The organism is Streptomyces sp. NPDC056486 (assembly GCF_042795295.1).
GTDB lineage: Bacteria > Actinomycetota > Actinomycetes > Streptomycetales > Streptomycetaceae > Streptomyces.
In genome coordinates, this window is the sequence record NZ_JBHTSF010000021.1 from 74,619 (window position 1) to 84,935 (window position 10,317).

The 10,317-nt window shown below is 69.4% G+C and carries 12 protein-coding genes; 6 read left to right on the forward strand and 6 right to left on the reverse strand.

Translation table 11 applies throughout. The annotated features are described in order from the left end of the window. Nucleotides 1–31 precede the first annotated feature (31 nt). A complete protein-coding gene (locus tag ACFQ7F_RS11970) occupies nucleotides 32–214 on the forward strand; it encodes a DUF6104 family protein (RefSeq protein ID WP_161252429.1) in 183 nt (60 codons plus the stop codon). A 9-nt stretch (nucleotides 215–223) separates the two neighbouring features. Here ACFQ7F_RS11970 and ACFQ7F_RS11975 read toward each other — a convergent pair whose 3' ends face one another. Together ACFQ7F_RS11975 and ACFQ7F_RS11980 are read right to left on the reverse strand one after the other, a co-directional pair. Further along, entirely contained in the window at nucleotides 224–502 is a 279-nt protein-coding gene (locus ACFQ7F_RS11975; RefSeq protein WP_383269495.1) for a hypothetical protein, read from the reverse strand. A gap of 148 nt (nucleotides 503–650) precedes the next feature. Then, a complete protein-coding gene (locus tag ACFQ7F_RS11980) occupies nucleotides 651–1,490 on the reverse strand; it encodes a hypothetical protein (protein ID WP_383269497.1) in 840 nt (279 codons plus the stop codon). Nucleotides 1,491–1,624: 134 nt separating this feature from the next. Here ACFQ7F_RS11980 and ACFQ7F_RS11985 point away from each other — a divergent pair, with 134 nt between their 5' ends. Then, a complete protein-coding gene (locus ACFQ7F_RS11985) occupies nucleotides 1,625–2,527 on the forward strand; it encodes a DUF4097 domain-containing protein (RefSeq protein WP_383269499.1) in 903 nt (300 codons plus the stop codon). A gap of 1 nt (nucleotide 2,528) precedes the next feature. Further along, nucleotides 2,529–3,641: a helix-turn-helix transcriptional regulator gene (locus ACFQ7F_RS11990; RefSeq protein ID WP_383269500.1), complete on the forward strand. Its 1,113-nt coding sequence runs from the start codon at nucleotides 2,529–2,531 to the stop codon at nucleotides 3,639–3,641. Nucleotides 3,642–3,773: 132 nt separating this feature from the next. On the opposite strand, the gene ACFQ7F_RS11995 is transcribed toward ACFQ7F_RS11990, so the two are convergent. From ACFQ7F_RS11995 to ACFQ7F_RS12010, 4 genes are all read right to left on the reverse strand, one after another. Beyond that, entirely contained in the window at nucleotides 3,774–4,340 is a 567-nt protein-coding gene (locus ACFQ7F_RS11995) for a Clp protease N-terminal domain-containing protein (protein ID WP_383269502.1), read from the reverse strand. Next, a complete protein-coding gene (locus ACFQ7F_RS12000; RefSeq protein WP_160507185.1) occupies nucleotides 4,340–4,549 on the reverse strand; it encodes a helix-turn-helix domain-containing protein in 210 nt (69 codons plus the stop codon). Before ACFQ7F_RS12000 ends, ACFQ7F_RS11995 begins: the two co-directional genes overlap by 1 nt. A 70-nt stretch (nucleotides 4,550–4,619) precedes the next feature. Next, nucleotides 4,620–5,582 carry a zinc-binding dehydrogenase gene (locus ACFQ7F_RS12005; RefSeq protein WP_383269504.1) on the reverse strand — a complete coding sequence of 321 codons (963 nt, stop codon included), beginning with the start codon at nucleotides 5,580–5,582 and terminating at the stop codon, nucleotides 4,620–4,622. Between the two features lie 208 nt (nucleotides 5,583–5,790). Next, a complete protein-coding gene (locus ACFQ7F_RS12010; protein WP_383269506.1) occupies nucleotides 5,791–7,005 on the reverse strand; it encodes an NADP-dependent malic enzyme in 1,215 nt (404 codons plus the stop codon). A 583-nt stretch (nucleotides 7,006–7,588) separates the two neighbouring features. Between ACFQ7F_RS12010 and ACFQ7F_RS12015 the strand changes: the two genes are divergently transcribed. From ACFQ7F_RS12015 to ACFQ7F_RS12025, 3 genes are read left to right on the forward strand one after another with little or no spacing between them, the layout of a single operon-like run. Further along, nucleotides 7,589–8,551 (forward strand): ABC transporter substrate-binding protein, encoded by a 963-nt coding sequence (locus ACFQ7F_RS12015; protein ID WP_383269507.1) that lies wholly within the window; start codon nucleotides 7,589–7,591, stop codon nucleotides 8,549–8,551. A gap of 29 nt (nucleotides 8,552–8,580) precedes the next feature. Continuing rightward, nucleotides 8,581–9,519: an amino acid ABC transporter permease gene (locus ACFQ7F_RS12020; protein ID WP_383269509.1), complete on the forward strand. Its 939-nt coding sequence runs from the start codon at nucleotides 8,581–8,583 to the stop codon at nucleotides 9,517–9,519. Then, a complete protein-coding gene (locus ACFQ7F_RS12025; protein ID WP_383269511.1) occupies nucleotides 9,519–10,283 on the forward strand; it encodes an amino acid ABC transporter ATP-binding protein in 765 nt (254 codons plus the stop codon). Before ACFQ7F_RS12020 ends, ACFQ7F_RS12025 begins: the two co-directional genes overlap by 1 nt. The last annotated feature ends 34 nt before the right edge of the window (nucleotides 10,284–10,317 follow it).

Genomic DNA, 10,317 nt, shown 5'->3' on the forward strand with positions numbered 1-10,317 from the left:
CAGAGCCTTTTCGAGTTCAGCGGAGCCCCCTTTGTACTTCACCGACCGTGGCATCGAGGAGCTGGCGAAGCGGCGCGGCGAGGAGGAGGTCACCTTCGAGTGGCTCGCCGAGCAGCTCCGCACCTTCGTCGACCTCAACCCCGACTTCGAGGTCCCGGTCGAGCGCCTCGCGACCTGGCTGGCCCGTCTGGACGACGAGGACGAGGACGAGTAGCGCGGCGCATCACTCGGTGAGCGCGGGGGCGAGCGCACGCCACTCAGGCAGCGGCAGCGCACCCGGTTCCGTCCCGAGCACCTGTACGCAGACATGGTCGGCGCCCGCAGCGAAGTGCTCCCGCACGCGCGCGTGGAGGGCGTCGACGTCTCCGTAGGCGACGATCGCGTCCACAAGCCGGCGACTCGGCCCACCCACGGTGTCCTCGTCACCGAACCCCATCCGCCGTACGTTCGCGGCTTGATGGGGCGCGTTGGCCACATAGCTCGCGACATGCGCGGCGGCCACTTCGCGTGCCCGCGCGAAGTCGGTGCCCCGAGGCCGGTGTCCAGTACGACGGCCTGCTCGATCCCGAGGCGAGAGCCCGACCGCCGACGCCTGACGGAAGTCGAGCTCGCCCGGCGGTCGAGGGCCGGGAAGCTCAGGACGCTCTCCCTCAGCCCCGCCCGGGCCCGGCGTCAGCCGCCCGCACCCTGTCGTAGGCGAACCCCACAGAGCCGTGCACCAGCAGCAGCGTGCCCGCCACCGCCCATCCCCCGCTGCGCCGCCACACGGCCCACGCCAGGAGCGGCAGCCCGGCAGCCACCTGCGCCGCGGCGAGGGCGCGGGCCCTGGGGCCCCGCAGCCACGGCCCCAAGCGCCCGCGCTCGACCACGTCCAGCTCCGCCCGTACCGCGTCCCGCCAACCCGACCACTCGATCTCCCGCACTCCCTGCACCGTCCGCGCCACCGCACGCAGCCGGTCCGCGGGCTCCCCCGGTCCAAGGCCGGTCGGCAGCGCCACTCCCGCCCGCGTGAGGACGGCGAGCAGGGCAAGGAGCCGGGCGCGGGCGTCGGCGTCCGTGTCGGGGCGTCCCAGCGGCTCCAGGGACTGCAGATCGAGGACGGGGTCGAGTCCGAGCCGCGCGGCAAAGGTGCGCAGCGCCTCGTCCTCGCCCACGGGCGTCCCGTTCGCCAGCCATACGTATTCGACGGTGCGCCGGAAGCCTGCCGCGAGAGTGCAGCCCGAGCGGTCGGAGTCCCACCACAGCGCGAGCACCGGCCAGGTCGACCCGACGGCGAGGGCGGTGGCCCACCCGGCGAGCACCCGGTCCACCGGCTCGTCGCCGTGCACCCAGGGCTTGCCCTCGGGCACGAGCACGCTCCACCCGCGTCCCGCCGGAGCGAGCAGCATCCGTTCGCGCAACAGGCGGGCTGCGGGCTCGACCACATCGGATTCGGCCCGGCAGAGCAGCAGCGCACCGGCGGCGGTGTGTTCGGAAGCTTCGGACGGCATGGCCCCACGCTAGGTCAAATCAGCATATTTAGCGCAGAGAAGCCAGGACGCCTTGACTTTCCATGACCGCGATATATCGTGTATCTCAGAGACGCGATATGGCGCGTTGACAGCTCACCGAGGAGGTCAGCCCGATGTCAGAGTGGTCCGTCGCCGAGCCCCGGAAGCTCACGTTCGACGCCCCCGTGACGACACTCCACGTGCGCGTCGTCAACGGAACAGTGAACGTCGTGGGCACGGACGAAGGTTCCGCCCGGCTCGAAGTCTCCGAGATCGAAGGGCCGCCGCTGACGGTCACGCATGCGGACGGCACCTTGTCGGTGGCGTACGACGACCTGCCCTGGCGGGGCTTCCTCAAGTGGCTCGACCGCAAGGGCTGGCGCCGCAGCGTGGTCGTCTCCCTGGCCGTCCCCGCGGGCACCCGCGTCGAGGTGGGCGTGGTCGGGGCGAACGCCGTGGTCTCAGGGATCCAGGGGCACACGGAGGTCAAGGGCGTCACCGGCGACACGACCCTCGTCGGCCTCTCGGGCCCGGTCCGCGCCGACACGGTCTCGGGCAGCCTGGAGGCGCAGGGCATCACGGGCGACCTGCGGTTCCACTCGGTCTCCGGGGACCTGACCGTCTTCGAGGGCGCGGGCTCCTCCGTTCGGGCCGAATCGGTGAGCGGCTCGATGATCGTGGACCTCGACCCGGCGGGCGCCCCGACCGACATCGGCCTGACGAACGTCTCCGGCGAGATCGCGATCCGGCTTCCGCATCCGACGGACGCGGACGTGGAGGCGAACACCGCGAGCGGCAAGGTGTCCAACGCGTTCGAGGATCTGCGGGTCAGCGGCCAGTGGGGGGCGAAGAGGATCACCGGCCGCCTCGGCACGGGCAGCGGAAAGCTCAAGGCGACGACGGTCTCGGGGTCCATCGCGCTGCTGCGCAGGCCACCGACGGAGGAAGATCCATTCGACGAGGCCCCACCGGCCGCGTCCCCCAAGGACACTCCCCCGGGCGACGACGCCGCCCCGACCGACAAGAAGGTGCTCTGAGATGGCCCCCGTGTTCGCCCACGGCCGACTGCGCCTGTATCTGCTGAAGCTCCTCGACGAGGCCCCGCGCCACGGCTATGAGGTGATCCGCCTCCTGGAGGAGCGTTTCCAGGGTCTCTACGCACCTTCGGCGGGCACGGTCTACCCGCGCCTGGCGAAGCTGGAGGCCGAGGGCCTGGTCACGCACACCACGGAGGGCGGCCGCAAGGTGTACGCCATCACGGACGCGGGCCGCGCCGAACTGGCCGACCGCAGCGGTGAGCTGGCCGACCTGGAGCTGGAGATCCGCGATTCCGTCGCCGAGCTCGCCGCCGAGATCCGGGACGGCGTGCGGGGCGCGGCCGGTGAGCTCCGCCGCGAGATGCGGGAGGCGGCCAAGGAGGCTCGCGCGTCCGGCGGCGCATCCGGCACGTCCGGCACGTCCGGCACCTCCGATGACAGGAGCAGTGCAGGCTCCGGCAGGCCCTTCCCCGACCCCGCCGACTTCTTCGACGGCTCCTGGGGCGACAAGGAGGGCTGGCGCCAGGCCAAGGAGGAGTTCAAGCGCGCCAAGCAGGAGTGGAAGGAGCAGGCGCGGCGGGCGAAGGACGAGACCCGCAGGGCCCGTGAGGACGCCCAGCGCGCCCGCCGCCAGGCCCAAGACGCGCAGGAGACCGCGCGCGCCCAGGCGCAGGAGGAGGTGCAGCGCATCGCACGGCGCGTCCAGGACCAGGTGCAGGACCACTTCGCGCGGGGCGACTGGCCGACGGGGGTCCGTGAGGGGCTGACGGAGCTGGCCAAGGAATTCGGCGAGTTCGGCAAGAGCGCGGACAACGCAGGCGACGCGGGCAAGGACTGGGGCCGCAAGGGGGCGCGGTCCACCGCCGAGGAGCCCCAGTTCACGGGCGCCCGCGAGGACGAGGTCCCCACGGAGTACATCCCGGATTGGGCCCAGGAGGACACCACCGGCAACCCGGCGCGTGACCTGGACCGCCTCCTGGACCGCTTCAGGGACGACATCCGTGACGCGGCAAGGGACCGCGGCGTGACGGAGGACCAACTCCGCGACACCCGCCGCCACCTGTCGTCGGCGGCGGCCCACATCGCCGCGACACTGCGCACACCGAAGGCGTGATTCGGGCGGCCGTCAGACCACCCGGGTCGCCGGTCCACCCAGGCCACGCGGTCCATCCGGGCCACGCGGACCACCCGGTCCACCCGGTCGTCCGGTCGTCCGGTCGTCCGGACGACCGGTCGTCCGGTCGGTCTACGCGGCGCCCGCGCCGTACAGCACCCTCTCCACCGACTCATGGGTCACCCCGTGGTCCGCGAGCACCTCACCGACGGGCCCGGGGCGGACGGTCAGGGCGAACAGAATGTGCTCGTCGCCGATGTGCCGGTCCCGGCGGGCGGTGGCGATGCGCAGGGACTTCTCCAGGGTGTCCTTGGCCTCGCGGGTGAAGGGCCGGTGCCCGGTCCAGCCGCGGCCGGGCCGCCCGGCCTTGCGCCCGCCGCCCGCCAACGCACCCACGCCATGCGCCTCCTCGACCCGGGAGACGATCTCGGACACGTCGATGCCGAGCCCGGCCAGCGCCTCCGTGTCGGCCTGCGAAAGGCCTCCGCGGCGCCGCGCCTCGCCAAGCGCCCCCTCGATCGACTCCCGGCGGCGCGTGGCCCCGAGCGAGGCCAGGGCGAAGGACGCCCGGCTCGCCTCGCGGTCGAGCAGCGCGAGCAGCATGTGCCCGTCGTCGACGGATTCGGCACCCTCGCCCTCGGCATGCTCGCCCGCGCCCTTGACCACGGCGCGGGCGTCCTTCGTGAACCGCTCGAACATCACTGCCTCCCGTACTTCTTGTGCACGGCCTGCCTGCTCACTCCGAGCTCCGCGGCGATCCCCTGCCACGACCAGCCCTGCTGACGCGCACTGCGCACCTGCACGGCCTCCAACTGCTCCACCAGCCTCCGCAGCGCGGAGACGGCCCGCAGTCCGACTCGTGGATCGCGATCACCCGCGCGCTCGGCGAGATCCGTAGCTTCGGTCATGCATGTCAACTTACATTGACAGCCGGGGACACGTCAACCGCAGTTGACATCGCGTGATGGCTTCAGAGCCTCAGACCTCAAGCACGATCTTTCCGAACTGCTCGCCGGACTCCATGCGCTCAAAGCCCTCGCGCGCCCGGTCCAGCGGAAGGACCTCGTCGATGACGGGACGTACGCCCGTGGCGGCGCAGAAGGACAGCAGGTCCTCCAGTTCGTCCTTGGACCCCATCGTCGAACCGACGATCTTCAGCTCCAGGAAGAAGACCCGCGTCAGCTCCGCGTGCGAGGGCCGGTCCCCGCTGGTCGCACCCGAGATCACCAGAGTGCCGCCCGGCTTGAGGGACTTGATGGAGTGCGACCACGTCGCCGCACCCACCGTCTCGATGACGGCGTCCACCCGCTGCGAAAGCCGCGCACCGGACTCGACGGCCTCCACCGCGCCGAGCTCCAGGGCCCGCTTCCGCTTTGCCTCGTCGCGGCTCGTGGCGAAGACCCGCAGCCCCGCCGCCTTGCCGAGCACGATCGCGGCCGTCGCGACGCCACCACCGGCGCCCTGGACGAGGACCGAATCCCCCGGGCGCACACCGGCATTGGTGAAGAGCATGCGGTAGGCGGTGAGCCACGCGGTAGGCAGGCACGCCGCCTCGGCGAAGGACAGCTCCTCGGGCTTCGGCAGCAGGTTCCACGTGGGTACGGAGACCTGCTCGGCGAAGGTCCCCTGGTACTTCTCGGTGAGGATCGAGCGGCCCTCGCCGGGGTCGACCCCGTACCCGGTCTGACCGATGACGGAGTGCAGGACGACCTCGTTGCCGTCCTGGTCGATGCCCGCGGCATCGCAGCCGAGGATCATCGGCAGCCTCCCCTCGGGGAGACCGACCCCGCGCAGGGACCACAGGTCGTGATGGTTGAGGGAGGCGGCCCGGACGTTCACGGTCGACCAGCCGGGCCTGGCATCGGGGGCGGGACGCTCCCCCAACTCAAGGCCACTGAGCGGCTGGTCACGGTCGATGCGGGCGGCGTAGGCGGCGAACATGAGGCAGACGATAGGCGGGCGCCCTACCCGCACGTAACCAGGAGCGCCTGTGACACACCCCGCACCGAATCACACCGTCAGCCGCCGACGGCGACCGCCCGAAACGGGAGAGGCCCACCCGTTCAAGAGACCGGAACGGGTGAGCGGGCGGGAAACGCTTGGGCCCCGCCACAAAGTGACGGGGCCCAAAGATCCAGGTAGCCAGGGATCAGCGGCGAGCCACGCCTTCGGCACGAGCGGCCGCCGCAACAGCCGCGGTGACCGCCGGTGCGACCCTCTCGTCGAACGGCGAGGGAATCACGTAGTCGGCTGACAGCTCTTCGCCCACCACGCCTGCCAGCGCCTCAGCCGCGGCGATCTTCATCGTCTCGGTGATGCGCGTGGCCCGCACCTGCAGCGCGCCCGCGAAGATGCCGGGGAAGGCAAGCACGTTGTTGATCTGGTTCGGGTAGTCCGAACGCCCCGTCGCGACGACCGCCGCGTACTTGTGGGCGATGTCCGGGTGCACCTCGGGGTTCGGGTTGGCCATGGCGAACACGAACGAGTTCGGCGCCATGGAGGCGATCGCCGGCTCGGGGACGGTGCCGCCCGAGACGCCGATGAACACGTCCGCGCCCGAGAGCGCGCTCTCCAGCGAACCGCTGAGACCGGCCTTGTTGGTGATCTCCGCGAGCTCCCGCTTGACCGGGGTGAGGTCGTCCCGGTCCCGGCTCACGACGCCCTTGCGGTCGGCGACCGCCACATCACCGAGGCCCGCTTCGAGCAGGAACTTGGCGATGGCGACACCGGCCGCACCGGCGCCGGAGATCACGGCACGCAGCTCGCCGAGCGTGCGCCCGGTCAGCCGTGCCGCGTTCCGCAGCGCGGCGAGCGTCACGACCGCGGTGCCGTGCTGGTCGTCGTGGAAGACGGGAATGTCGAGCCGCTCCTGGAGCTTGCGCTCGATCTCGAAGCAGCGCGGGGCCGAAATGTCCTCGAGGTTCACGCCGCCGAAGGACGGCGCGAGCCGCACCACGGTCTCGACGATCTCGTCCGCGTCCGTCGTCGCGAGCGCGATCGGAACCGCGTCCACGCCGCCGAACTGCTTGAACAGGATGGCCTTGCCCTCCATCACGGGGAGGGAGGCCTCGGGGCCGATGTCACCGAGACCGAGCACGGCCGTTCCGTCGGTGACCACGGCCACGACGTTCGACTTCCATGTGTAGTCGTTCACCAGCTCCGGCTGCTCGGCGATCGCGGTGCACACTTTCGCGACGCCGGGCGTGTACGCCAGGGACAGGTCGTCCTTGTCCCGCACCGGCACAGTGGCCTCAATGGCCATCTTGCCGCCACGGTGCAGCGCGAACGCCGGATCGAAGGGCTCTTCAGCGCCTTCGTGACCCGTACTGCTGTCGCTGCGAGGATTGACGATCTCCGCTGCCACTTGTCTTACCCCTTAAGTCTTAAATCATCAGTTGAGGGTGTCCACTCCTGGTTGAGAAGTGGGCGGGCACCGCATCTGTTCCCCGCCTGTCGGCGGAGGGAGGTACAGACACGCGAGCGCGCCGCACACGCGCTCTGGGCCCCGGATGAGGGGTGTAACGCACCTTTCTACCTGACGGTGCCGGGCACGGGCGAGTGGGATTGGTTACCTGAGGTGCCCCTGGTCCTTGTAGTGGTCCCACAAGAACGGAGCAGTGGTCCCGCAAGAACGGACGACGCCGTCACGAGAACGAACGATGGCCCCATGCCCGGAATTTCCGAAGAGCGCACGCAGCCGGTCCGCATCGCGAGATTGACCCGAGATTCACGGAAGATCTCAAATGGCGGTACTACGTTCCGCGCCGGTACGGCCCGGTTGTCCCGACCTGTCTGGGTTCCGGGATGACCCGTTATCCGATTTTGACATCTCGGGCACCCAGAATCGGACGGCCCGAATGGCAAGATGCCGTCATCACACGAGGTCGCGACACCCGAAGGTGTGTGCACGACCGCTCGGCAACTCCCTCATCCGCCGGAGGACCCTCATGACCGCACGCTTCATCTGTCGTACCACCGCAGGTAAGTCCGCGAAGTCCCGGACGGCCACGGTCGGCGCGATCGCGGTCGCCGGCGCGCTGCTGCTGTCCGGTTGCGGCGACCAGACCAAGAGCAAGGACGAGGGCGGCGAGAAGGTGAGCAACGCGCCGCTCGCCGACAAGCTCCCCAAGGACATCCGTGACGCCGGAGTCATCAAGGTCGGTTCCGACATCGCCTACCCGCCCGTCGAGTTCAAGGACAAGTCCGGCAAGACGGTCGGCATCGACCCCGACCTCGGCGACGCGCTCGGCAAGCAGCTCGGCGTGGAGTTCCAGTTCGACAACGGCACCTTCGACACCCTCCTCGGCGGCCTGCGCTCCAAGCGCTACGACCTCGCGATGTCGGCCATGACCGACACCAAGAACCGCCAGGAAGGCGTCGACGAGGAGACCGGCAAGAAGATCGGCACCGGCGTCGACTTCGTCGACTACTTCACGGCGGGCGTCTCGATCTACACCAAGAAGGGTGACGACCAGGGCATCAAGACCTGGTCCGACCTCTGCGGCAAGAAGATCGTCGTCCAGCGCGGCACCGTCTCGCACGACCTGGCCAAGGCCGAGTCGAAGAAGTGCAAGGGCGGCAAGAAGATCGCCATCGAGTCCTTCGACAACGACCAGCAGGCCCAGACCCGGCTGCGCTCCGGCGGCGCGGACGCGGGCTCATCGGACTTCCCGGTCGCGGCGTACGCGGTGAAGACCTCGGGCGGCGGCAAGGACTTCGAGCTGGTCGGCGAGCAGGTCGAGGCCGCTCCGTACGGCATCGCGATCTCCAAGAAGAACCCCGAGCTGCGTGACGCCATCAAGGCCGCGCTCGACGCGATCATCAAGAACGGCGAGTACGACAAGATCATCTCGAAGTGGGGCGTCGAGGACGGCTCGGTCAAGGCAGCCAAGGTCAACGGCGGCAAGTGACCACGTCTCGTCGCTGAAAGGCCACTCCTGTGACTACCGACATCTCAAAGAAGGGTCCGGAGGACACACCCCCGTCCTCCCGTCCCGAGGCCATCAAGGCCATCCCCGTCCGGCACTACGGCCGGTATGTCGCCGCGATCGTCGCCATCGGCGCGCTCGCCGCGATCGTCTACGCGTTCTCCCAGGGCGACATCAACTGGAACGCGATTCCGGACAACTTCTTCGACGACCGCATCCTGCGGGGCGTCCGCGAGACCCTGATCCTGACCGCCCTGTCGATGCTCATCGGCGTGGTCGGCGGTGTCCTGCTCTCCGTGATGCGGATGTCGAGGAATCCGGTGACCTCGTCGATCGCCTGGTTCTACATCTGGTTCTTCCGCGGTACGCCGGTCCTGGTCCAGCTCTTCGTCTGGTTCAACCTCGGCTTCGTCTTCGACTACGTGAACCTCGGCCCCGTCTACAAGGACGAGTGGTCGGACTTCATGACGCCGTTCCTGACGGCGCTGCTCGGCCTGGGTCTCAACGAGGCCGCCTACATGGCGGAGATCTGCCGCGCCGGCCTGCTCTCGGTCGACGAGGGCCAGACCGAGGCATCGCACGCGCTCGGCATGAGCCACGGCAAGACACTGCGCCGGATCGTGCTTCCGCAGGCGATGCGCGTGGTCGTGCCGCCGACGGGCAACGAAGTCATCAACATGCTGAAGACGACCTCGCTGGTCGCCGCGGTCCAGTACTACGAACTCCTGCGGTACGCCCAGGACATCGGCACATCGTCCGGCGCGACGGTGGAGACCCTGCTGCTCGCCGCGTGCTGGTACCTGATCATGACGTCGATCCTCAGCGTCGGCCAGTACTACCTGGAGCGCTACTACGCTCGCGGTTCGTCGCGCACCCTGCCGAACACGCCGTTCCAGAAGATCAAGGCGAACATGCTGTCCCTTGGCAACCGCTCGGGAGTTGGTCACTGATGACGACCGCCATGGTGAAGTCCGAGGGCGTCCACAAGTCCTTCGGCAACGTCGAGGTCCTCAAGGGCATCGACCTGGAGGTCAAGTCGGGTGAGGTCTTCTGCCTCATCGGCCCGTCCGGCTCCGGCAAGTCGACGTTCCTGCGCTGCATCAACCACCTGGAGAAGATCAACGCCGGGCGGCTCTACGTCGACGGCGAGCTGGTGGGCTACCGGCAGAAGGGAAACAAGCTGTACGAGCTCAAGGACAGCGAAGTCGCCCTGAAGCGCCGGGACATCGGCATGGTCTTCCAGCGCTTCAACCTCTTCCCGCACCTGACGGCCCTCGAGAACGTCATGGAGGCGCCGGTCCAGGTCAAGGGCGAGACGAAGTCGGCGGCGAAGGCGCGTGCCGGGCAGCTTCTGGAGCGGGTCGGCCTGGCCGACAAGGCGAAGAGCTACCCCTCGCAGCTCTCGGGCGGCCAGCAGCAGCGTGTGGCCATCGCCCGCGCGCTCGCGATGGAACCGAAGCTGATGCTCTTCGACGAGCCGACGTCGGCGCTCGACCCGGAGCTGGTCGGTGACGTCCTCGACGTCATGCGCGATCTCGCGGAGTCCGGCATGACGATGATCGTCGTCACGCACGAGATGGGCTTCGCCCGCGAGGTGGGCGACAGCCTGGTCTTCATGGACGAGGGCGTGGTGGTCGAGTCCGGCCACCCGCGCGAGGTCCTGACGAACCCGCAGCAGGAGCGGACGCAGTCGTTCCTGTCAAAGGTGCTGTAGTCCAGTCACAGGAAGGGGCGGTACGGATCTTGGA

What these genes read in the sequence shown, in the direction of transcription:
- ACFQ7F_RS11980 (WP_383269497.1), bottom strand. Translation starts at nt 1,490, where the DNA reads ATGCCGTCCGAAGCTTCCGAACACACCGCCGCCGGTGCGCTGCTGCTC.
- ACFQ7F_RS11985 (WP_383269499.1), top strand. Translation starts at nt 1,625, where the DNA reads ATGTCAGAGTGGTCCGTCGCCGAGCCCCGGAAGCTCACGTTCGACGCC.
- ACFQ7F_RS11990 (WP_383269500.1), top strand. Translation starts at nt 2,529, where the DNA reads ATGGCCCCCGTGTTCGCCCACGGCCGACTGCGCCTGTATCTGCTGAAG.
- ACFQ7F_RS11995 (WP_383269502.1), bottom strand. Translation starts at nt 4,340, where the DNA reads ATGTTCGAGCGGTTCACGAAGGACGCCCGCGCCGTGGTCAAGGGCGCG.
- ACFQ7F_RS12000 (WP_160507185.1), bottom strand. Translation starts at nt 4,549, where the DNA reads ATGACCGAAGCTACGGATCTCGCCGAGCGCGCGGGTGATCGCGATCCA.
- ACFQ7F_RS12005 (WP_383269504.1), bottom strand. Translation starts at nt 5,582, where the DNA reads ATGTTCGCCGCCTACGCCGCCCGCATCGACCGTGACCAGCCGCTCAGT.
- ACFQ7F_RS12015 (WP_383269507.1), top strand. Translation starts at nt 7,589, where the DNA reads ATGACCGCACGCTTCATCTGTCGTACCACCGCAGGTAAGTCCGCGAAG.
- ACFQ7F_RS12025 (WP_383269511.1), top strand. Translation starts at nt 9,519, where the DNA reads ATGACGACCGCCATGGTGAAGTCCGAGGGCGTCCACAAGTCCTTCGGC.